Annotated in this window: 20 protein-coding genes; 7 read left to right on the top strand and 13 right to left on the bottom strand. The window is 48.2% G+C overall.

The window, feature by feature from the left end:
- Positions 1–88 precede the first annotated feature (88 nt).
- Positions 89–424 carry a hypothetical protein gene (locus OCU49_RS03285; RefSeq protein ID WP_261843605.1) on the bottom strand — a complete coding sequence of 112 codons (336 nt, stop codon included), beginning with the start codon at positions 422–424 and terminating at the stop codon, positions 89–91.
- 77 nt (positions 425–501) lie between these two features.
- Entirely contained in the window at positions 502–1,116 is a 615-nt protein-coding gene (locus OCU49_RS03280; protein ID WP_261843604.1) for a LysE/ArgO family amino acid transporter, read from the bottom strand.
- A gap of 147 nt (positions 1,117–1,263) precedes the next feature.
- On the opposite strand from OCU49_RS03280, the gene OCU49_RS03275 reads away from it, so the two are divergent.
- A complete protein-coding gene (locus OCU49_RS03275) occupies positions 1,264–2,142 on the top strand; it encodes a LysR family transcriptional regulator ArgP (RefSeq protein ID WP_261843603.1) in 879 nt (292 codons plus the stop codon).
- Here OCU49_RS03275 and OCU49_RS03270 read toward each other — a convergent pair whose 3' ends face one another.
- The 8 genes from OCU49_RS03270 to OCU49_RS03235 all read right to left on the bottom strand — a co-directional run bounded on the left by OCU49_RS03270 (position 2,143) and on the right by OCU49_RS03235 (position 11,271).
- The gene (locus tag OCU49_RS03270; RefSeq protein ID WP_261843602.1) at positions 2,143–3,075 is read right to left on the bottom strand and encodes an ion channel; all 933 of its coding nucleotides are present in this window, start codon (positions 3,073–3,075) and stop codon (positions 2,143–2,145) included. It lies immediately after the preceding gene.
- 229 nt (positions 3,076–3,304) lie between these two features.
- The gene (locus OCU49_RS03265; protein ID WP_261843601.1) at positions 3,305–4,870 is read right to left on the bottom strand and encodes an AMP-binding protein; all 1,566 of its coding nucleotides are present in this window, start codon (positions 4,868–4,870) and stop codon (positions 3,305–3,307) included.
- A complete protein-coding gene (gene sauS / locus OCU49_RS03260; RefSeq protein ID WP_261843600.1) occupies positions 4,867–6,270 on the bottom strand; it encodes an acylating sulfoacetaldehyde dehydrogenase in 1,404 nt (467 codons plus the stop codon). The genes OCU49_RS03265 and sauS overlap by 4 nt, the downstream gene beginning before the upstream one ends.
- A gap of 137 nt (positions 6,271–6,407) precedes the next feature.
- A complete protein-coding gene (locus OCU49_RS03255) occupies positions 6,408–7,394 on the bottom strand; it encodes a tripartite tricarboxylate transporter substrate binding protein (RefSeq protein WP_261843599.1) in 987 nt (328 codons plus the stop codon).
- Positions 7,395–7,462: 68 nt separating this feature from the next.
- Positions 7,463–7,960 (bottom strand): tripartite tricarboxylate transporter TctB family protein, encoded by a 498-nt coding sequence (locus tag OCU49_RS03250; RefSeq protein WP_261843598.1) that lies wholly within the window; start codon positions 7,958–7,960, stop codon positions 7,463–7,465.
- Positions 7,961–7,962: 2 nt separating this feature from the next.
- Positions 7,963–9,507 carry a tripartite tricarboxylate transporter permease gene (locus OCU49_RS03245; RefSeq protein ID WP_261843597.1) on the bottom strand — a complete coding sequence of 515 codons (1,545 nt, stop codon included), beginning with the start codon at positions 9,505–9,507 and terminating at the stop codon, positions 7,963–7,965.
- A 197-nt stretch (positions 9,508–9,704) separates the two neighbouring features.
- Entirely contained in the window at positions 9,705–10,148 is a 444-nt protein-coding gene (locus OCU49_RS03240; protein ID WP_261843596.1) for a universal stress protein, read from the bottom strand.
- Between the two features lie 406 nt (positions 10,149–10,554).
- Complete coding sequence (locus tag OCU49_RS03235) at positions 10,555–11,271, bottom strand: GntR family transcriptional regulator (protein WP_261843595.1); 717 nt, start codon at positions 11,269–11,271, stop codon at positions 10,555–10,557.
- 171 nt (positions 11,272–11,442) lie between these two features.
- Between OCU49_RS03235 and OCU49_RS03230 the strand changes: the two genes are divergently transcribed.
- Genes OCU49_RS03230 through OCU49_RS03210 form a run of 5 tightly spaced genes read left to right on the top strand, consistent with a single transcriptional unit; the run spans position 11,443 to position 19,127 of the window.
- Positions 11,443–12,819 (top strand): efflux transporter outer membrane subunit, encoded by a 1,377-nt coding sequence (locus OCU49_RS03230; RefSeq protein ID WP_261843594.1) that lies wholly within the window; start codon positions 11,443–11,445, stop codon positions 12,817–12,819.
- A 9-nt stretch (positions 12,820–12,828) separates the two neighbouring features.
- Positions 12,829–13,992, top strand: coding sequence for an efflux RND transporter periplasmic adaptor subunit (locus tag OCU49_RS03225; RefSeq protein ID WP_261843593.1), 1,164 nt, complete (start codon positions 12,829–12,831; stop codon positions 13,990–13,992).
- Positions 13,989–17,150 carry an efflux RND transporter permease subunit gene (locus OCU49_RS03220; RefSeq protein ID WP_261843592.1) on the top strand — a complete coding sequence of 1,054 codons (3,162 nt, stop codon included), beginning with the start codon at positions 13,989–13,991 and terminating at the stop codon, positions 17,148–17,150. The genes OCU49_RS03225 and OCU49_RS03220 overlap by 4 nt, the downstream gene beginning before the upstream one ends.
- Positions 17,147–17,833: a response regulator transcription factor gene (locus OCU49_RS03215; protein ID WP_261843591.1), complete on the top strand. Its 687-nt coding sequence runs from the start codon at positions 17,147–17,149 to the stop codon at positions 17,831–17,833. The genes OCU49_RS03220 and OCU49_RS03215 overlap by 4 nt, the downstream gene beginning before the upstream one ends.
- A gap of 16 nt (positions 17,834–17,849) precedes the next feature.
- Complete coding sequence (locus tag OCU49_RS03210; protein ID WP_261843590.1) at positions 17,850–19,127, top strand: sensor histidine kinase; 1,278 nt, start codon at positions 17,850–17,852, stop codon at positions 19,125–19,127.
- A gap of 69 nt (positions 19,128–19,196) precedes the next feature.
- Here the strand turns inward: OCU49_RS03210 and OCU49_RS03205 are convergent, their stop codons facing one another.
- Complete coding sequence (locus tag OCU49_RS03205; RefSeq protein WP_261843589.1) at positions 19,197–19,961, bottom strand: MipA/OmpV family protein; 765 nt, start codon at positions 19,959–19,961, stop codon at positions 19,197–19,199.
- A gap of 301 nt (positions 19,962–20,262) precedes the next feature.
- Here OCU49_RS03205 and proX point away from each other — a divergent pair, with 301 nt between their 5' ends.
- Positions 20,263–21,438 (top strand): glycine betaine/L-proline ABC transporter substrate-binding protein ProX, encoded by a 1,176-nt coding sequence (gene proX / locus OCU49_RS03200; protein ID WP_261843588.1) that lies wholly within the window; start codon positions 20,263–20,265, stop codon positions 21,436–21,438.
- A gap of 5 nt (positions 21,439–21,443) precedes the next feature.
- Here the strand turns inward: proX and OCU49_RS03195 are convergent, their stop codons facing one another.
- Positions 21,444–23,165 (bottom strand): SpoIIE family protein phosphatase, encoded by a 1,722-nt coding sequence (locus OCU49_RS03195; RefSeq protein ID WP_261843587.1) that lies wholly within the window; start codon positions 23,163–23,165, stop codon positions 21,444–21,446.
- A 2-nt stretch (positions 23,166–23,167) separates the two neighbouring features.
- Positions 23,168–23,476, bottom strand: coding sequence for an STAS domain-containing protein (locus OCU49_RS03190; RefSeq protein ID WP_261843586.1), 309 nt, complete (start codon positions 23,474–23,476; stop codon positions 23,168–23,170).
- Positions 23,477–23,526: the final 50 nt, after the last annotated feature.

The raw sequence follows: 23,526 nt of genomic DNA, 5'->3' as shown, positions 1-23,526 counted from the left end.
TCAGGCTTTCATAAATACAATAAAAGAAGCCTCAGAATCTACACAATGGTAAATATCAGAGGCATGTGGATAACTGATCAGAGATGCATTATGCCTCGACGGCCAGCTCACAACTCATGTTCTCGCATAATGTCGGCATATGTCGCACGACGCAAGTCGCCGGATCAATAGCTGCCATTAACTCAGCACCCAGCGCTGAAGCCATCAGTGCTTCACCTGCTGTTTTCGCCTGCCCGGCATCTTCCCAGTAAACAATATCAAACCACTGTTCAGCGTCAGTGCCTTGCTCATGACAACTAAGCGATCGGTAATGGAACCCGGGCTGTTCTGTCAGAAACGCCTGCATCGCAGCTTCAGTATTAAGTAATTGCTGCGCAGACTTGCCCGGTAACAATTTGAAAGTAACTACTTCTACGTGACTCATGTTCTTCTCCTTGGATGAGTTATTAACGATAAAAGCAGCTTACCCAAGGTCTACTGACAACGTTGTGTCAGTAGTGTTTAAGAAAGTCCTTTATGAATCAACATAGCGGCGATCAGCCACATAGTAATACCAACCAGAATATCCAGCTTTTGCCAGCTGGCAGCGCTGCGAAACCAGGGCGCAAGCATACGGCCGCCAATTACCAGGGTCAGAAACCAGAGTAACGATGCCAAACAAGCCCCCAGGGCAAACCACAACGGCTGCTTTCCCGGTAACTGACCACCAATACTGCCTAGCAAAACGACAGTATCCAGATATACATGAGGGTTCAGCAGGCTCAAAGCAGCAGTCGTTAAAACTGCGCCTTTTAAAGATAATGTCTTTACCCCAGCAGCTTTTAACCCCTCAGGACGCCAGGCCCGATGAAACGCCATACTGCCATAAACCAGTAAGAATAAAGCGCCGCCCCAGGTAGCAACGTCGAGTAAAACAGGTGCCTGACGAATCAAAGCTCCCAGTCCGAAAACACCTGAAATAATCAGAGCAGCATCGATAACAATACAGATCCATGCAACCGTAAGAGCATGCTGGCGACGTAACGCGCTACTTAATACAAATGCATTCTGCGAACCAATCGCAATAATCAGACTTGCGCCCAGCCCCATGCCTTTAAAAAACGGTAATGCCAACATAGTTAAATCCACAGTAACGACTCATCAGAAGTCGCCACTATGCGAAAAACATCTTAATTAGTAAAATTAAACTTTTTACTTAATAATTAATAATTCTAATACAGATCTCATTCACCACACTAATTGATAACACATGGCTGATAACAGATGATTGATAATAAAGGTCTTGCTGCATTTACCGCGGTCATTCAGCAGCGCAACTTTGAGAAAGCTGCTAACCAGCTGTGTATTACGCAATCGGCCGTATCCCAACGGCTAAAATTACTTGAAGAGCTGCTCGGCCAGACTTTACTGATGCGGACCCCGGAAATATGCCCTACCCGGGCAGGTCAGGCGCTGCTTAAATATGCGCAGAATCTGCAACAACTGGAGCATGCTTTACAGCATGAACTAGAACCTCAACAGCAGCAATCCTGGGTACAGTTATCTATAGGCACTAATGCCGATACATTGGCCACCTGGCTACCTCAGGCACTGGCCCCATGGTGTCTGCAGAATAAAGTGCTCTTACAACTGCATGTAGATGATCAGGATCAGACCCACCACCTGTTACACAGTGGTGAAGTCATGGGCTGCATCAGCTCTCTGGCTAAACCCGCCCATGGTTGCGTCAGCACCCCCATGGGGAGCATTGAATACTTCTGTATTGCCAGTCCGGCTTTCAGGCAAACCTATTTCTCCACAGGAGTCACTGCGGATAACTTTCAGCAGGCGCCTCTGGTCCGCTTTAATAAAAAAGACCTCTTACAACACCAGTATCTGAATGACTACTTCCAGCTGGATGCTGATCAGCTGCCTCAACATCAACTGCCATCTTCAGAAGGGTTTCTTGACTGGATACGCTTAGGAATGGGCTGGGGTTTGGCGCCCAAAGAACAACTTCTGGACCTGTTAGATAAAGGTGAAATAGTTGAGCTAACACCACAACAAACCGTCACTGTACCACTCTACTGGCACCAATGGAGAGTCAGTAGCGGTTTGACTGACTCCCTGAAGCAACACGTACTGATGCATATAAATACATAACTAGCGGGTCATTTTCTTAACAAATACCACCACGAACAAAGCCAGAGTAAAACTCCCCATTAATGCCTCGCAGGCTGCGAATAATCTCGACAGCCCCAGCGGGGTTATGTCACCGTAACCCAGTGTCGTAAACGTCACTACGCTAAAGTAGAGGCTGTCCAGAAACGCCATTGTATTCTGACTGATGCCCGAGCCGCTCTGATAAGACAGTTGCTCACCGGCGAAACTGACACCGGAAATAAAATACAGCATGGCAAATAGCAGGATGATGATGTTACTGAAAATAATCACCCTCAGCGGTTGTTCTCCATAGCCGCAAAATAAATCCACCAGCTTAGAAAATAGCCGTGGCATCGACCATTTAGGCATTTGCTTACGCCGCACAACCATTTCACGTTCAAAAAAATAACCAGCTTTTTCGAACAAGCCTTCGGTCTCAAATACTTTACGCAGATGCCGGTATATTTCCTCCGCCTGTTGATACAAATCCATGCGCTCTTCATCGGTCGGCGCCACCTCGGCCTGTTGCTCCTGTAATACTCTGTCCCCCCAAACCACATGTTCAAGCTTGGCATGATTAAACCGGGTACCCAGCAAATTACAGCCTTTCAGATTAGCGCAGTGCAGGTTTGCACCGGTAAGATCAGCTTTCATTAACGAACTGCCGGAAAGGTCCAGCATAAAGCAATGCGCGCCACGAAGAGTTGCCCGGTACAGATCGGCATTGTGTAACTGATATCCTTCTTTGGCATGATGATTTACCAGACTGATATTCGTCAGGTCGCAACCATTAAGCTTGAATCCTCGCATGGGTTGTCCCGAACGGGCTCGGTGCTCCAGGCTGGCAACCAGATCCTCACGATCACGGTTCTGGCCATTCATCCAGCTATCATCTGTTTCCAGACTTTTTTCAACAACAGTACTCACAGTCATAAACCACACCTCAAGCCAGTATCACAGCCCCAAAACGGGAGACAAATAACTATCGGCAGCAACCGGTCACAACAGAAACCCCTGCTATGACAATGCCTTGTACCGACTAATACTAGCTGTAATTAGACCCGGGCAATGCCCGAAATGAGAGGTAGAAAAAATGCAGGGTATGGCTCACTACCCTGCAAGGGGACAAACCGGAAAACCGGTTCTATCAGGACAAACTGAATTAAATAGACTGACGGGCCTTAAGCTGATCAACCAACTTCAGGCGTTGCACCTTGCCGGATGGCCCTTTGGGTAAATCATCAAAGAAGAAAATTTGCTTAGGAGTTTTAATCTTACCGAGCTTATCCCGGCAAAAATCAATCAACTCATCGGCAGACACATTTGCCGATTCCCGGGTTACCACACAAGCAACCACTTCCTGACCATAATGTTCATCATCTACTCCGACAGCACCGGCTTCGATAACTTTCGGATGAGAATACAGAACATCATCAATTTCCCGCGGGGCAATGTTTTCACCCCCTTTAATAATCAGCTCTTTTAAGCGGCCGGTAATGAAAATAAAGCCCTCTTCATCTTGCCTGGCTAAATCGCCGGTGTGTAGCCAACCATCATTTTCCAGCGCTTCGGCACTGGCTTCAGGATTTTTGTAATAACAGCGCATGACACAGTCGCCACGTACCATCAACTCACCTTCTTCACCATGGGGCTGTTCATTACCCTGTTTATCAATCACCTTAATCTCGGTGCCAAAGGCAACCCCCGGTGATCCGTATTTATTAGCTTTAGGCGGCATAGGATTAGACAAAATCTGCGCAGAAGTTTCCGTCAGCCCCATGGTTTCAACAATTGGAATGCCAAACTTCTCTTCGAAACCTGCATGCAACGCCGGCGGCAGTGCCGCCGATGCCGAACGGCCAAACTTCACATCTTTCAGCGCTTGCTTCAGAACATCACCATTAAGCGGCCCCTCGTTATGCATAAGATACGAAATAATCGTCGGCACCACTGAGAACCAGCTAACCTGATGATGAACGACCCAACTCCAGAAAGAAGACACACTGAAACTGTGCGGCATGACTAAACTGCCCCCGCTGGCCAAAGGCGCCATTACGGTGACGCACTGTGCATTAATATGACACAACGGCAACACGCATAAAGCCCGGTCAGACGTACTCAGCTCGTGGGCGACTGCTGTATTCATACCACCTGCCAGCAGGTTTTTATGCGTCAGTATGACCCCTTTAGGCCGTCCTGTTGTACCTGATGTATACATCAGCAAACCATCATCATTCTGCTTCACAGCGGTCTCAATAGCCTCAGAAGCAACTGTTCCTTCAGGCCATACAGGACCTTTATCCACATCACACATGACAACGCTGACATTACGCGATACCTGACGGCCGGCAGCTTCAACCTGGGCCTGAAAAGCCTCTGAAGTGAAGACGATTTTAGTATCGGAATGATCCAGTACATATTCAATCTGATCAGGACCCGCCGCCGGGTTCAAAGGTGATGACACACAGCCGGCATATAAGCTGGCAAGAAACAGCAGCAAGGTCGTTTTACCGTTCCCCATCATGAAGGAAATCGTATCGCCCTGCTGTACATCCAGCGCCGCAAAATATCCCGCATAAGTACGCAGTTCTGCTAACAATTCTGCGTAGGTCAGTTGTTCTCCGGTTTCCGGAAACTGGACAAAAACCTGTTCCGGCTGGCTGGCAGCGAAGTGCTCAATAACCGCACGGATGCTTTCCGCCGGTGGCGTATATAAGGCGCTATTCATGACAAATACTTCCTCTTATAGTCACCGAAAATATCCTCGACAGATACTTCTCTGGGTGGAATTGTCCGCACTACACGAGTGACGTTCATATACTGACGGTAATGCACGTTCTGATCGGTAATGTTGCCACCCCACGAACCACAGCCCATCGACAGAGAAAACGGTAAAGCGTTATCGAAGCTTCCTCCGGTCGCAAAACAGTGCGCCTGGTTCACAATTACCCGACAAACAGGCATAGTTTCACCCAGTTCAACCGGACGGCTGGCATCATTCGTGTGAATCCCCAGCGAGTGGCCTTTACCCATGTAGTCCAGAATTTCACTGGCTTTTGCTTTAGCGGCCGCATAATCACTGGCACGGTAAACGGTTAAAACCAGCGACATTTTCTCGCCACTAAAGGGCGCATCAGGACCGGTGTCGGTTTCTGTTACCATCAGAAAATCGCTGTCGCCCAGCCCTTCTCTGTTTAGCCCCGCTACGGCACAAACATCGGCAACAGGCTTAGCCAGCACATGCCGGTTTAAATGTCCGTCATGCCACATAGCAGACTGTAACTGTTGTTTTTCATCGCTGTTAAGCAAGGCGCCATTAACCCGGGCAAGCTCCGCCAGCATGGCGTCATACACCGCATCCACAATGACAATTGAATTCTCTGAAGAACAACTGGTGGCGTTATCAAAGGTTTTTGAAGCTTTAATCTTCGCCGCTGCATCGGCCAGGTCTGCGGTTTCATCAACAATTACCGCCACGTTACCGGCACCAACACCAAAAGCGGGTGTACCGCTTGTATATGAAGCACGGACATTATTTTGCGAACCGGTCGCAACGATATGGTCAACCTGGCTCAGCATCTCCTGACTCAGGATTTTACTTACCGGCGTAGGTAGCTGTTGCACCAGATCCCGCGGTGCGCCAACCCGGTCTAATTCCTGATATACCAGCTCAAGCAGCCGCGTACAGGAAGGCTGCCCTTTCGGCGACGGTGCCAGAATAATTGCGTTACGGCACTTCAGTGCATTAAGAATATTATTCATCGGTGTCGCGATAGGATTGGTCGAAGGCACAATTACCCCTACGACACCTACCGGGCGGCCAATTTCCACCATACCGTTTACCGGGTCTTCACTGATGACCCCAACTGTTTTCGCCTGCATCAGGTCCCGTAACAGACCCAAAGTCTTACGGTGATTCTTGGTAATTTTATCTTTGACGTTACCCAGACCGGTCTCTTCCACTGCCAGCTCTGCCAGCCGGGCATTATTCTCAGGATTAATCAGCGCCCAGGCTGTAGCAGTGACTACTTCGTCGACCTGCTCCTGGTTATAGTCGTCGAAGATCGCCTGCGCCTTCCGGGCTTTGGCAACCAATTCTGCGACCGCTTGTTCCGGTGTTAATGACATAACAAATCTCCACTGGTCGGGATATTGATATAACTCTTATTACTCAGTTATATGTGTAGATCAGACAGCATACAGCCGTATGCTGCCCTCTCACTGATGCTACTTTACGTCGACATCAGTGATGACTCAGACAGCCGTTACTTTTTCAGATCGGCTAACAGTTCTTTCAGATAGGTCTCACGCTCTTTCCACATTGTGATGACCTGGTCACGCGGGATGACACGTACCGGAGAACCGGCAGAATCCATTTTCTTCAGAGTCTTTTTATCTTCAAACATCATAGGTACACGTTGCGCCAGATAATCAACAACTTCTGTTGGTGTTCCTTTGCGCGCCATGATGCCACGGAAGTTAACGCTGGAATCATCTACCTCAACGCCCTGTTCCATGAATGTTGGGACGTCTGGCAGGAACTCTTTATTACGCTCCAGATCTGCCACCGCCAGAATTTTCACACTGTCACGATTACGAAATGCATCAGACAGGTTGTTAAAACCGGCTTTCACCTGACCACCCATCACGCTCTTCATCGCAGGAGTACCGCCTTTGTGTGGCACATACGTCAGCTTAAGGCCGGATGCTTTAGCAAACTGCAAATACGCAATATGGTGTCCAACATACAGACCTGCACCGGAGAAAGTTACTTTGCCAGGATTCTCTTTAGCAAAATTCATCAGGTCTTCCAGAGTATTAAACGGGCTGTCTTTGCCCACAATCAGTACCGCTGGATCCGCACCCCAGTTAGCAATTGGCTCCAGGTTATCGATATTGTATTTAGTCTTAAAAACAATTGACTGAGCAATGAAGTGCGGCACGTTATACGCAGCCAGCTCATAACCGTTTTTCTTTGCTTTGGATGCAAAGAAATCCCAGCCAACCTTACCGCCGGCACCAGGCTTGTTCAGGATAACCATAGGCTGCCCCAGATAGTCTTCTTTACCCGCCAGCATAGTAACGATACGCGCCTGAAAATCAGTCGCGCCACCCGGTGAATACGAAACCACCATACTTACCGGACGATCCGGAAAAGTTTCAGCCTGCGCCAACTGCGGCAGCATAACCGTGCCGGCAACTGTTAATGCTGCCGCAGAGGTTCTCAGGGTTTTAGTGATAATGTTCAGCATGTATAACTCCTCGTCCCAGGGACTGTATTTATTGTTGTATCGAGCATTTTTGTTCATGCAATACCTGGTTAAATTAACCAGGCGGAAGGTGTCTGCAATTGCAGAAGCACCGAGAAAATCAGATAAATCACACCGGTAAATATCGCTCCGATGAAACAGTTTTTCAGTACCGAACGGCTGCGTGGCCGAAGCGGGGTATAAATCACCGTAATCAAAACGAAGGCAAAGAAAGATGTCACGTACATGCCAACGATGTCAGCAAAGTACAGATACAGCAGGATGATGATGAACATCGGAATCAGGCGAACCACATCCGGCCAGCGGGCAGGGTTACCCTGACCGACAATGCCAAACATCCAACGCCAGAGAAAATCCGCCATATCCCTTAACCAGCTAACTAAATCGCCGTCGGTAATCAACAGCACTAACGCAAAACCAAACAGGAAATAGGTCAGTAAGTTAGGAAAGAAATAGGCCTCTTCACCGTATTCAACATCCGTTCCCAGACTCAGTAATAACAGTGACAGTGCCAGCCCGCCCAATGCAGTTAAACGCTTAGCTAACATGATCAGGCCTCCTTCTCGACAACATAGCCGTCATCGTCAGCCTGCTGGGCTGCACGTTGCTGCCGCTTCGCTTTCATTTCACTGATGACACTGTAAACAACAGACAACACAACGATGGTAACCAGAGTAATATTCAGAGCACCGCCGAAGAAATACGGCACCATACCGTCGCCTACCTGCGCGATAATCTGTCCCTGTAAAAAATTAGTTTCAGCAATAGGTCCAAGAATGATTCCCAGCACCACAGGTGAAGGGCTGAAACCAATTTTTGAAGCAAAGTACATAGTGATACCCAGCCCCATCATGACGAACACGTCAGAGAAGCTATTTTGCACACTGAAAGTACCGAAAACGGCTAATACTGTTATGGCTGCTGCCATATAGTACTCAGGAATATCCATAACAAAGCGGCTGTATCGGCTGATCATAATGCCGAATACACACATCAGCAGCTGACCAACTAACAGGGAGTTAATGAATGTCCATACAACCGGACCATGGTCAACGAACAACGCTGGGCCAGGAAATAATCCGTGTATTAGCAGACCACCCAACAACACTGCCGCCGTTGGTGACCCTGGGACACTCAGGGTCAGCAAGGGCACCAGTGAAGGACCAACCATAGCGTTATTAGCAGACTCGGCTGCAATAACACCGGCAGGCTCGCCCTTACCAAACTTGGCTTTATCACGGCTCATTTTCTTCGTCTGATCATAGGAAACCAGACCGGCTATCTGTCCACCAGCACCTGGAATCAAGCCAACAACTACACCTATGATGCTGCCAACAACCAGTGCCTTCCAACGTACTAACGTATCGCGAATCGACATACCAATGCTTTGTGCTTCCATCGCAAACTTGGTAACACCGCCTGGTAAATCCTGCGGAGTAAGCATTGAAAGTACCTGAGGGATAGCGAACAGGCCGACTAGCGCAGCAATAATATTGATACCGCCACCTAAGTGTTCACTGTAGTTAAAACGTTCCACACCCAGAACTGGGTCATACCCTATGGTAGATACCCATAGCCCGACAAAACCGGCAAACAAGCCTTTAACCACCGAGCCTGAGCCCAGAGAGCCAATCACTGTCACACCCAGAATTGCTACCCAGAACAGATGCGAAGGTCCGAAGCCTAATGCCCATTGCGACAAGGTTGGTGTAAAGAAGATAAGTACCAGCACGCCCAGTACACCGCCAACAAAAGAAGCCAGAAAGCAGTAATGGAGTGCTGCAGTCGCCTTTCCTTGTTTAGCCAGTGGATTACCGTCCAGTGTGGTGGCTATATTCGCCGGCGCTCCGGGAATACTCAGCAGAATCGCACTTACCGCACCACCTGCCACCGTCGCAGTATAAGCTGCGCCAAGCAGAATCAGGCCCGTCGCCGGTTCCATATGGAAGGTAAATGGAATAAGCAAAGCCACTGCCATAGTAGGGCTAAGTCCGGGAGTGGCACCGAGTATCAGGCCACCAACAGTGCCGAGAACCAGCACCAGAAAATTCCAGGGCGTAAATACGTCCGGAAGGTATTGCAAAAACTCTAGCATCGTTATCACCCTTGCACCGCTTAGTAATATTCAGAGCACGCTCTGCTTCCACCACGATGTCTTTGTTATTGTATCTCGGGTTATTGGGCTTTCCGGCTGCTTGTCCAGCACTGAAAAACCCAACAGACATTCGGTTTTTATCTTTTTTTACAATCAGTTACAGCTTCATTTATGCACATTCTGTGGGTGCGCAGCAATTACTTAACAATCAGCATGCTGATTGTAGATATATCGGCAATTTTTCTGGAAATACTGCCTATTAATGCACCTTCAACCTTACCCAGGCCCCGGGTACCGACAACGATCAGATCAGCGTCGAATTTTGTCGCCTGCTTAATGATAGTTCCGGCAGGATCACCCTTAACTACTTTTGCGGTTACTTTCTCAGCACCTTTTTCACGGGCAGTATCCAGCGCTTTGGTCATAATCTCTTTACCTACTTCTTCCAAAGCGGAAGAACGCAACTTGGCCAGATCATCACTTTTAATATAGCGTTCCAACTCACTGGGAATCTTCATTGGCCGAATCACATGTAAGAGCAGTAAATCAGCACTAAATGCCGTCGCTATTTCAGATGCTGAGATAACAGCCTGTAGCGACATTTCCGATCCATCTACTGCTACGCATATTTTCTTGTACATGCGAATCTCTCCGGTGGTTGCCTGCCTGAGGGAGTGAATAACCGGCTCAGGACTGGAATAAACATCGGTACAAATAAGTTACCGACACTGGATCTTCATATAACTCATATATATGACTTATATGATCGTAACGAGTCAGCTCTATAAGTCAAGCTTAAAAATTACGGCAGGGGGAAATCAGTGAAGCAAAGAAAGAAAACAGAGACACGCTGGACGGCTATATAAAAAGCCTTCAAAAGGCGCGTATAAAACTTTAAAAATCAATTAACTAAAGAATAAAAATATCAAAAAAAACAAAGGAGATTTAGACAAAAAGAAGTACTTACATGAAATATCTGCAAGTGTATAAATCACATCACACCTGCAGACCTGTTACTTATGGGGGAGAAAAAGATTTGCAAAAAAGCTATCGAATTTCAGCTTTATAACTGAATTTATCGGCTCGTCCGACTGTTTTACGATACTCGATCATCTTGTCATTCCGGCTATATGTATGACGAACTAACACAACCACCGGTGATTTTTCCGGAATCCCTAATATCTGTGCTGTTTGCTTGTCCGCAATATCAGCAGTAAGAGTTTCCTCTGCCCGGACAACCGGCACCTTATATTTTTCCACCACCATTGCATACATCAGGTCAGGAATATGTACATCGCCTTTTTCCAGTCCCGGCAACACATCCGGACACCACCAGCAATGTTCAACCAGAATCGGTAATTCCTGTATGTACCCCTGGCGCTGAATATACAACAATTCACTTTCAGCCGGGTAACCCAGCTGCTGGCAAATATGCTTTGGCGCTATGCGCAAAGCGCGTTCGCCTGCTTCCTTATGGATGCGTATACCTTTGCCGGTTCCATCGCCATAAGAGAAGAACCGAAACAGGCTGTTGTTAAAATCGATTGTAGAAACATAAGTTCCTTTACCCTGATGACGAAACAAGCGTTTCTCATTCACCAGATTATCAATCGCTTTCTTGACGGTTCCCTGACTAACATCCAGTTGAGCAGCCAATTGAGGCTCAGATGGAATCAGATCACCAGGCACCAGACGGCCACCATCGATGTCGTTGAGAATATGCTGTTCCACACGCTTGTACAGAGGGATGTGCTGGGCACTCATAGGGAAAGGAACCCTTACCAGATTATTAAGACAGATCAGCTGAAATATACTCGAATACCCTTAATGCCGCAATTTGCCGTCGAAATGAAGCGGTTGTTAAGCCTCTTTAACCCCATATTTACCTGACTATCTCTAAGCTTTCGGCAAACTCCGGATCTCGAGACAACTCTAATGGATTTTGCCAACACTAAACTCAGGACTCCTCCTGTACTTTTGGCCTCTTTCACACTGCTACTCACTGCCTGTGCAGGGCCACCAGTGAAACAAGCCCCCCTGACGCAGCACCATAGTTTGCAACCGGAACAGTGGGAAACAACGATTAACGCCAAACAGAAAAACCTGGGCAATCAACTACTGGCACTGGTCAGCGAACCGGCACTGGACGATCTGGTACGTGACGCTCTGGAAACCAACCAACAACTTCAGCAAACGGCACTGCGCCTGACCGAACAGCGCTTACTGACAACCCAGACAGCAGCTGCTGAAAAGCCTGAAGTTAACCTCCAGCTCAACAGTCAGCGAGCAAAAAACACCAATATCACAGAATCCCATGCGCTGGCACTCAATCTGAACTGGGAAATGGATGTCTGGGGGCGGCTGGCAAATGCTACATCTTCTGCAGAAGCAACTACCCGAGCACTCCAACTGGATTATCAGGCAGCCCGTAATTCACTTACCTCGAGAATAATCCAGCGCTGGATAGATATTAGTTTGCGCGCCCGAATCATCACCACGGTGGAACAGCGTTTAATCAGTCTGCAAAAAACTGAAGCCAGCATCACTGAGCGATTTCAGCGTGGGCTGGGTAATCTGGCCGATCTGGAAGCAGCCCGTGCAAGCACCGCCCGGACCCGAGCAGATCTTGCCGCCCGACAACAGAGCCAGGCTGATGCCAAACGTACTCTGAACGTATTACTGGGCCGCCAGCCTCAGTCACCATTACCCCTCGCACAGGGAGAACTGGCAATTGCTGTTCCCCTGCAACAACTTCCCGGTGAAGTACTTGCTGCACGTCCGGATCTGCTGGCAGCCTATGAACGTATTGTAGCGGCAGACTACAACACTGACGTTGCCTATAAAGCCTTACTGCCCGGATTCAATCTGACTGCTAGTCTCAGCCAGTCCCGAAACAGCCTGTCAGATCTTTTATCCGGCAGTAGTGCCTGGAGTTTACTCGGCAGTCTGACTGCCCCCTTATTTAACGCAGGTCGTCTTGAAGCAGGTAAAAAAATTGCAGAAATGCAGGCGGAACGGGCATTCCTGGCATATCAGCAAACACTTCTTACAGCCGTTCAGGAAGTAGAAACAGCCCTGTCTCAGGAATACACCCTGGAACAGCGTCAGGATTATCTGGCCCTTGCCAGCCGGCATTCTGATGCAAACTTCAGCCACTATCAGAGCCGTTATAAAGATGGCCTCACCGACATCCTCAATCTGTTAACAGCAGAGCAACAAGCCTTTGATGACCGCATTGCACTGTTACAGATTCAGCAAGCCCGCCTTAATAACCGTATCGTGCTGGGCCTGGCCCTCGGCATGGGAGTCTGACTCATTACTATGAATAAACTATCTCAGAAAATCGCTATCAGTTTATTGGCTGTCGCTTCACTGGGCGGCGCGCTGTTTTACACAGCTAATGCAATCGAAAACCAGCCTGAAGCAGAACAGTTTGAACAGGCTGCAACTGCACCTAAAGTATCTGTTCTGGAATTGAGCCCGGGCAGCTACAGCGCTCAAATCAGAGGCTTCGGAGAAGTACGCACCACCGATGAGTTGAGCCTCAGCAGCCAGATCAGCGGGCGGGTTATCTGGCGTAATCCGGACTTCAGTAATGGCCGACAGGTTCATCAGGGAGATGTATTGCTTAAGCTGGATGCTACCGACTATCAGGCCGCGCTGGCACAGGCACAGCAAAGCCTTGCTGATGCAAACCTGGCACTGCAGCAGGAAAAACATCAAAGCCGTCAGGCGGAGCTGGACTGGCAACGTGCGGGGCTAACCACTAAACCCAGCGCACTTTTGTTACGTAAGCCCCAGTTAGCAGCGGCACGGGCTCGCTACCACGCAGCTAATACCGCTGTTAAACAGGCTCAAAATAACCTGGAGCATACTCAGCTTAAAGCCCCTTTTAATGCTGTCGTTGCCGCCAGAAATGTCAGCGTTGGTACCTACCTGCAAGCCAGTAGTGAACTGGCAAAACTTCGTGCCAGTGATCGTGCAGAAATCCGTATAGGCCTGACTGCACGCCAATGGCAACAGCTACCGAATGACCTGAGCCAGGCCAGCGTAATGCTGAGCAGTCAGGATAAGCAAAGCAGCTGGCAAGGCCAGGCACAACAACTCGCGGCTAGTATCGACAACACTACCAGATTAAGAGAACTGATCATCAGCGTCGACCAGCCGCTGGCGCAAAGTACACCATTACTGATTGGCAGTTTTGTTGCGATCAACATCACCGGCAAACAGCAAACTGACCTATTTGCTATCCCGACAGCCTCTCTGAGTGCCGCTGGGTATATCTGGTACGTAGAAGATGATCTGCTAAAACGCAGCCACCGCACTGCTCTGTTTAGCAAAGACAATCAGTTATTTATTCCACGGGGCGACCTGACAACCTCTCTGCAATTGGTTAGAAAACCGCTGGCCAGCTATCTGCCAAATATGTGGGTTTATCCGGTAGTACAGGATGATGCTCAGGTGACCGCGGAGACGGACCAATGATTCATGATACGGATAAAGGCTGGGTAGCCTGGTTTGCACGCAATCCTGTGGCTGCAAATCTGATGATGGCACTGATTTTGATTGCAGGGCTAATGACCGCTATGAATCTGCGCGTAGAAGCTTTCCCACCTTTACCACCGAATACAGTCACAGTTTCAGTGGTTTACGAAAGCGGTTCAGCCGCCAATGCCGAAGAAGGTCTGGCAATCAAGCTTGAAGAAGCTTTGCAGGGCATCGAAGGTATTAAAAAGGTAACCAGCAGTTCAGACGGTTCTGGTACCAGCGTCACGATTGAACGCATGAGTGGATATGATCTGGAAACACTCTACCGGGACGTAAAAAACCGCGTCGACAGCATCAATACTCTGCCACAAAATGCCGAGCGGGCTGTCGTCAGCAAGGCCTCTTATCTGGAAGATGCCGTTAGCGTACAAATATATGGCGATGCCGCCCCTGCTACTTTGCAGGAGGTCGCACGACGTTTACGCAAGCAGCTTTTAAACAACCCGGCTATTGAGCGGGTGAATACTAACGGTGACCGTACACCGGAAATCACCATTCAGGTTGATGAAAGCCGTCTTCAGGCGCTGGGTATCAGCATTGCAGACATTGCAGCGCGCATTCAGGGCTCATCCCTGAATGAGCGCGGTGGTGAACTTTTCAGCCCAGATGGCACACTGGTCATAAAAGCCGATCAGCAGGCATATTTTCAAACTCAATTTGAACAAATTCTCATTAAACAAACTCCTGACGGCCAGCGGATAACGCTGGCAGACCTGGCATCTGTCAGTGACGGTTATACTCAAACGCCGGTGCTTTCCCGTTATAACGGTCTGCCGACAATCGGACTGGATGTAAAAATGTACACCACCTCCGACATCATGCTGATCTCAGAACAGGTTCAGCAGGAAGTAGAAGCATTTCGCCCTCAATTACCCACAGGTATAGAAGCCGTTATCTGGAATGATCAGAGCGTTTATATCGCTGACCGTCTCAGCTTACTGATGAAGAACAGTATCGTGGGTATTGGTTTGGTTATGCTGTTGCTGGCGCTATTCCTTAACGTCAGAGTTGCCTTCTGGGTAGGTATCGGCCTGCCGGTTATTTTTTGTGGTGCCTTACTGCTAATGGATGCCCGCCTGTTTAACCTGACATTAAACGAGCTGACAACTTTCGGCTTTATCATTGCTCTGGGGATAGTTGTAGACGATGCGGTAGTAGTTGGCGAAAGTATCTACGCGTCCCGCGAGAAACACGGCGCAACTGTTGCAGCAACAATTGCCGGGGCCCAACGCGTCACTATTCCGACTGTTTTTGGGGTACTTACTACCATTGTCGCATTCATGGCACTGACACTGGTCGACGGCGAGATGGGTAAAATATTCAGTTTCTTCGCCTATGCTGCAGCTTTTTGTCTGGCGTTTTCGTTACTTGAATCCAAACTGATTTTACCTGCCCACCTTGCACATCTAAAAATGCAGTCCAGCCTAAACAATCCTCTCAGCCGGGGCTGGGGCAGACTGCAGGGCACTATGAGCAATGGCCTTAACTACTTTACCCGAAAGCTGTACCGGCCACTGATTCATCAGGTACTGGAATATCGCTATGTCACAGTGATCATCGCCATTAGTCTGTTTGTACTGGTTATCGGCATGGTTCCTTCCGGTAAAATCAAAGCGGTTTTTTTCCCGGATATCCCAAGTAACTTCATTACTGTTCAGTTAGAGCTGGAAGAAGATGCCGGCTTCGGACTGGTTCAGCAACAGGCCCTGATGATCGAGCAGGCTGCCATCCAGTTGAACCGTGATTTACAGCAGCAATATGCGTTGGATGAAGCACCTGTCACACACTTGGCGATCTGGACCGACGCCAGCAGCGCAACACTGATAGCAGGTCTGTCTGGCCAGACCAGCAGACCACTGAGCACCCAGGATATTGCCGACAGCTGGCAAGACCGGATTGGTACGCTTGAAGCGGTCAGAAAACTAAAATTTGTCACCTCATGGGAAGGTGATGATGACATCAGTATTGAAATCAGAAGCGAGGATAATCAAACCCTGCAAGCAGCCAGTCAGGCTGTTGAATCTGCCTTACAAAACTACGAAGGCACCTCTGCTATTCAAAATACCCTGAAGGCCGGCCAAGGACAGATTGATTTAGAATTAACCTCCGCGGGGGAAGCTCTGGGCCTTACTGCACAAAATATTGCCGCACAAATCCAACAGGCTTATCAGGGCTTTGAAGTTCAGCGCTTCCAGCGTGGCCAGGATGACATAAAAGTTAAACTACGCTACCCGGATAATGCCCGTCGAAGCATTGATAACCTGTCTGATGCCCGAATTCGTACCTCCAGTGGACAGGTTCTGCCATTAGAAAGTGTGGCCCGTATCAGCAGCCGTTACGTTACGACTAACATTTACCGGGTCAACCGTAGTCGGGTGGCCGTCATCTCAGCTGATGTAAATAAAGCAATTGCCTCACCACAACTGATTCTGGACGAAATGGATACAGAGCTTTTCAGCCAGTTACGCCGGGATTTTCCTGGCGTGGAAATAAAACTCGGCGGCGAAGCTCAGGAAGAAGCCGAAACACGCAACTCACTGCAAGGCGCTTTTCTGATTGCTCTCATTGCAATTTACGCTCTGCTGGCAATTCCGCTGAAATCATACCTGCAGCCTCTGATGATCATGACGGCCATTCCGTTTGGTGTCGTCGGCGCACTAATTGGCCACTGGCTTCACGATATCCCTCTCAGTATCCTGTCACTGTTTGGAATTCTGGCTCTGTCTGGTGTTGTAGTAAACGACAGTCTGCTGCTGATTAGCCGTTATAACGAACAACGCAATGCCGGCATGCCCGCCCGCTTGGCAATGATTCAGGCCGGATGTAGCCGGATGCGGGCTATCTTTCTGACGTCCATCACAACCTACGCAGGTCTGGTACCACTGATCTTTGAAACCTCAGAGCAAGCGCAATTCCTGATTCCTGCGGCAATCGCTATGGGCTATGGTATTCTGTTCGCTACCCTGATAACCCTGATACTGATACCGGCATTAACCATGATCGGGGAAGATTTGAAACCGGCAACAACAAAACGGAAAAGTCGGGAGTTAGCATCGGTTACTGCTCCCGCCAAGCCTCAGGAACTGATTTCATGACACACCCTAGTATTGAGATTTTGCTGGTCGAAGACGACATTGATCTGGCCAGCTCTACAGCTGATTTTCTGGCGCTGGAGAATATCACCTGTGATCACGCCTATAACGGTCAGTCAGGCCTGAAACTGGCCACTGAGAACAGTTATCAGGTATTAGTTCTGGATTTAATGCTGCCCCGTATGGACGGCATTACCCTTTGCGAAAAACTCCGCCAGCAAGGCATAGATACGCCAATACTTATGCTAACGGCAAGGGATACTCTGGAAGATAAAATAGCAGGCTTCCGGGCTGGCACTGATGACTATCTGGTTAAGCCGTTTGCCATGGAAGAGCTGACAATGCGCATTCGTTCTCTGGCAGTTCGCCGCAGCGGTCAGGTACGTAAACTCCAGGTAGGTAACCTGACCCTGAACCTGGATAGTCGCCATGCCAGTCGTGACGATGTAACGCTGAAGCTAACACCCAGCTGCTGGACACTGCTAGAAACCCTGATGCGCGCCAGTCCTAATCCGGTTAGCCGTAAAGATCTGGAATACAGCCTGTGGCAGGACAGCCCACCGGATACCAACAGCCTGAAGGTACACATGTATAACCTGCGTCAGCAGGTCGATAAACCATTTGACCAGGCAATGATTCAAACTTTGTCCCAACAAGGATTTGTATTACGGGAAAGCGATGTTTAAACGCGGAAAACGTACTATGCGCAGGCAATTCAGCCTGCTCATAGTCAGCCTTACGCTCTTCACTGCTCTGATTTATACCGTGCTTTTAGACCGCAGCATTACCCGTGGTCTTGAAGAAATGGTTCAGCTCAGTATGCAATTCGAGATCGAGGATTTCGAAGCACGCTATATCGATAATCCTGAGACGACTTTACCGGATACCGGTCTGCTGAACTTCTACATTGATGACTGGCGCGCTGCTCCGGATTTGTATCATCAGATAATTCCTTTCGATGAACTACGTGACGGGGAGTATCTTGAAACGGAATGGTCGCCTAACGGTGACCTGGATTGGGAAGGCTCCCGTTTTCTGCTTATTTATCCACACCGTTTGCCCGATCAGCGTATTCTTTATGCTGTTGCAGATCTCGATGCCGATAAATTATCCCAGGAACAACGTAACGAATTCGATCGCCTGTTCGACAGCGGGCTGTATGTCGGTGGCGGCTATGTATTTCTGATGATTCTTGCAGTCTGGCTCTATGGCCGCCGTCTGACCCGTCGCAGTGACGCACTGGCCAAATGGGCTAAAGAGTTATCTTTCGAAAAATTGCAGCAACCAGTACCGGATTTTTATTTCCATGACCTTAACCAGATAGCCAATCAGTTACAAAGCGCTTTTCTGCGTATTGCCGACTTACTGGAAAAAGAACACCGTTTTTTACGTAACGCCAGCCACGAATTACGCACGCCCATAGCCGTTATAAAAGCCAATATGGAATTACTTGCACGCATGGAACCGCCGCAAACTCTGCAGCGCCCATTGGAGCGGGTTAACCGGGCCAACGCCAGCATGCAGCAACTGACAGAAACCCTCTTGTGGCTATCCAGAGAAAATGAAACCGCGCCGAAGCAGGAAAATGCAGTACCTGCCCAACTGGTTAAGGAACTGGTTGAAGATTTAGGATATTTACTGGAAAGCAAACCTGTTGAGCTAAGCCTGCAAGAGACTTTTTCCGGTTATAAAATACTTCCGGTAACACCTTTACGCATTGTATTGAACAATCTGTTGCGCAATGCTTTTCAGCATACCCAGGAAGGTAGTATCGAAATTGAAATCGGTGAGCAGTATCTGCGAATCGAAAATCATGACGAAGGCGCTACTCTCACTGACAGCGATAATAGTTTTGGGCTGGGCATCCATCTGGTACAGCAAATCTGTCAAAAACTGAACTGGCAACTGGAATTACAGTATGTTGAAGACGGTGCTATCGCTACCCTGCAATGGCCTGAGTACCTCATCACTGAGGTATAAAATTCAGGCTTAAAAAAACGCTGCATGTGCAGCGTTTTTTTATACCAGTACGTCAGGGGAGGACGTTAATTAAAACTGGTAACGAATGCCCATCATCATACCGACAGAATCGTCTTCATCAACGATAGAACTGTCAGTAATTTCATCACTATAGGCTTCATACTCAACCGCTGCCATAACAGTCCAGTCTTTGCTAAGTGCATACTCAGCGGATACGCCAAAGCCATAAATCCAGGCACTGTCACCCTGATAAGCAGCGCGTCCTGCACGAGCCTGGCTAGTCGTCACACCGTAGTAATGATTCACCAGTTTATCGCTTACCCAACTGGCTTTAACTTCAGGGAAAATAGTCAAATCGCCAAATTCAACTGGTACTCCCCAACCAAAATTCACTTGTGTGCCTTTATGCTCATCAGCAACATCCTGAGCAACAGACGCACTTAACAAACCAATATCTGTAAACATTTCAGCGCCAAGCACCAGGTTAGTACCACTGTCTACGTCACCCATATCACGTAACTGTTTACTGTCAGTGCGTTCACCGTCCAGATCATCACCGGCAACAGCTGCATACAAACTCAGCGTCTCTGTTTCATAAAAGGTATAACCCGCTTCAAGGCCTGAGATATAAAAATTTCCGTATTCAATATCAAACAGAGGCAGCACATCGGTCTCATCATCAATTCCCTGATAAATCGACTCACCAGACCCAATACCCAGCCCCAGACTGATATTCAGTTCCGGCTCGCTTTCAGCAGCAACACCAGCACCCGCCCAAATGCCTGCTACCAGGCCAACTGTTCCCAACCCTACTAATTTAGCTTGTTGTTTCACCTTTATTTCTCCTGCACTTAGCCATAAAAAACTAAGCATAAAACACCTGGGGTTAAGTAAGAGTTAAGGCTGAAAACAAGCCCCAAAATGCCAACATTCACCCGAAATTCATCCCAGACACGAACCCATATATGCTAGGCTAGCCGAACTTATATGCAGCGTACTCACGAACACATGGAGGTAATGTTTCAAACAGAGCGTTTTCAAAGGGTTTACACCCGGGCTAATTTTAAACTCTGTCATTCCCCTGCACTTAACAGAACACGGTAGTAGCAGTACGTGCGTCAGGAGGTACGTTGTCATGTTAAAAATCGCTAAAGCACTTATAGGTATCTGGGTATTAACGGCATTTAGTCAGATAACCAGCGCTGCCAGCGATGAAGCCCCACAACTGCTTCCTGGCAATGACATCAGTATTACACCAATATTTTCATCGCTGCCTGAAGAACATTTTCGTGGCGAAATAGCCATTGCAGGCCTGAAAGAACTCGGCTACAACGTTCTCCCTGCGAAGCAAACAGGTTATGCAACTATGCTGCTGGCACTGGCTTATGGTGATGGCGATTTCAGCATTCATATGTGGGATGTGCTGCACAATGACTTTTTTCAGAAAGCAGGTGGAAGCGATAAAATTTTTAAAGCCGGCAATATCATACCCGGCCTGAAGCAAGGTTATCTGATCGATAAAAAAACTGCCGAGAAGTACGCAATAAACAGCCTGAATGATCTCGAAGACCCGGAAAAAGCAGCGATATTTGATACCGATAAAGACGGCAGAGCTGATCTAATTGGCTGTAATCCTGACTGGGGATGTAAAGATATCATCGAAGGGCATCTCGACACATATGGTCTCAAAAAGACTGTTAGCCATAACAGAGGGGATTACTTTGCCCTTATGAAGGCGACTATTAAACGTCATAAATCCGGCAAGCCTATTCTCTACTACACCTGGCAGCCACAGTGGATTTCCAGCATCCTTAAGCCTGGCAAAGATGTCGTCTGGCTAACGGTTGAGCCTCCTGAAACTCTTGAAGGCGTCGTTCTCCAGACCAGTACCACACCTGCAAACACCAACAGCAAAGCGCCTTCGAATGGCGAAAAGTCCGCTACTGAGCTGGGTTTTGCAGAAGATCAGATAAAAGCAGTTATGAATCTGAAGTTTGCAACAGACAACCCGGTAGCACGGACTTTTTTATCTCTGTTACAAATACCGGCCGCAGACGAAAGCGCACAGAATCTGAAAATGATGCGTGGCGAGAAATCACCGGAAGATATTCAGCGTCATGCTGTTCGCTGGATAAAAAAGAATCGTAAAACTTTCGATGAGTGGCTGGAGCAAGCCAGAGAAGCTGCGCCAGCAGAGCAGGCAGTTTCTCCATCCTCGGAAATAACAGCAACTCAACCTGAAAATTCTGAGAGCACTGACCAGAGTGGCCAGGAAACTCAAACCGCATCAGCGGCTGTCGCCAGCCAGTAAAAAATTTAAGCGTTGCTATACACATAGACAACTTCAACAGTCGCGCCATGGTTGCTGTACTCAACACTCTCACAGAGACCTGATACCAGTTCGATGCCACGGCCACTCAATGCACCAATACCTATATTGTAGGTATTTTCCTGGTTTAGCCATGGTTGAAAGTCAAAGCCTTCTCCGCTGTCTTCTATACGGATGAATACCCTGCCACCAGCTGCCAACCGGGCATGCTGCACATGTAAAGACACAGAGCCCCAGCTCAGCGTTTCCAGCCTTTGTTCACGCTCACTGAAATAACGCGCAAAACCTTCCGGTGAGTCTTTTAAACTGGACTCAAGTTTGAGTACACCATGATCCAGTGCATTCACGTAGAGTTCGGTAAGAATACTGAAAACGGTATGCCAGTGATCACCTTCGCCTTCAGACTCCTGCAGCCGGCTTAGTGCCTGAGCTACCGGATCAATACGCGCCAGACTGCGGCCCTGCAGTTCCAGCCCCCAGTCCCAGATATCCAGCTCATCACTGTCATTATCATTAATATCCAGCTGAGAAGTCGCTGTAAAACTGTGTTCAGACTGCACTGAATTACCAGGAATATCGATCAGCGAAATATCATCCCTTTGGGGAAATTCACGTACGAAGTGCTGCAAACTGGTAAGCACACTGTCTACCAGAGAATATTTATTGCGATACTGAGGATCCGTAATAGCTGCAAACATCCGGGCTTCACCGAACATATCGCCTTCTGCATTCTCAGCTTCGAGTACACCATCACTGATCATCAGAATATGGTCTTCGGGCTGAATATTGCTAATTTCAAAACTTAACTCATTCACCTGCGGCAGAATCCCCAACGGCGGGTGACTGGAACTGACCCGCTTTACCAGCTCCCCATGGCTAAACACCATTACGTCGGGCAAACCACCATTCCAGATCCTTGCTGTGCCATCTACTTCCAAAGTCACTACAGCAACTGCAAGGAAAAGTCCGGTGGGCAATAATCTGAATAACTTGGCGTTAATTTGAGCAATAACTTCTTCTGCTGCATAACCTTTAGCGGTCATAGCCCGAAAGGTTTCAGCCAATGGCAGTGCGCCCAGCGTCGAAGTCAGGCCATGACCAGTAAAATCACCCAGTAAAATATTAAGATCACCGTTGGGGCGGTAAGCTGTGAGCTGCACATCGCCGCTAAAAGTAGTCGCCGGCTGCTTATGCATACGTATGGTATCTAAACCAACATTTGAAGATTCAATAGCACCACTAAACAGCTGTTCAGCGACTTCCACTTCATCCTGCCTGATCTGATTGAGCTCGGCTACTTGCTGGTAGAGTTCTGCGATTCTTCGTAGAGCAACGATCTTGCCTTCCAGTAACTCAAAAGGAAAAGGCCGTTGAATAAAATCATCTCCGCCGGCATCTATAGCATTGCGGATAATATCCTGACCTTCCGCACCGGAAACAAAAATAATAGGAATAAAGTCATCAGCAGCTAAATGCTTAATTTGTCTGGTAGCTTCAACGCCGCCCATCTCAGGCATATTTATATCCATGAGAATCAACGAGGGCCTGTGCGCCAGATACTTTTCTACCGCTTCAAAACCGTTTGACGCAAACTCAGCCACCAATCCCATGTTAGTGACCATCTTTTCCAGCAAGCGCTGGTTGAGTGTCATATCATCCGCAATCAGGACTAGATTAGGATTGCTTGGCAGTTTCTCAGCAGTTGTCATATTTATGCTTCTATCGAGACAAATTGATCGAACTTAGCAATTGAAAGAATCTTATTCACAGCTGAGTTAGGCTGAAACAGGACAACTTTTCCGGACAGACTATCAGCATGTTCTTTGAGCAACAGAATCATTCCCAGCGCCGAACTGTCCATGTAAGTAGCCTTTGACAGATTAACCCGAAACAAAGTGCCAGGCTGATCAACGAAACGGTATGCCTCGCGAAAAGACTGGTGTGCAGAATAATCAAACTGTTCAGCAACATGGATATCAACAGTTTTCTTATCGTCGGAGGTGATAGCAGTAACAGACATCGAATACCTCAGGTATTAAGTGTTCAAATTCAGATGATGAATACTCCAAC

Origin of the sequence: Aliamphritea ceti, from assembly GCF_024347215.1 — a bacterium.
Taxonomy (GTDB): Bacteria; Pseudomonadota; Gammaproteobacteria; order Pseudomonadales; family Balneatricaceae; genus Amphritea; species Amphritea ceti.
Note: the sequence above shows the minus strand (reverse complement) of the source record. Positions and strands in the feature narration are given on the sequence as shown.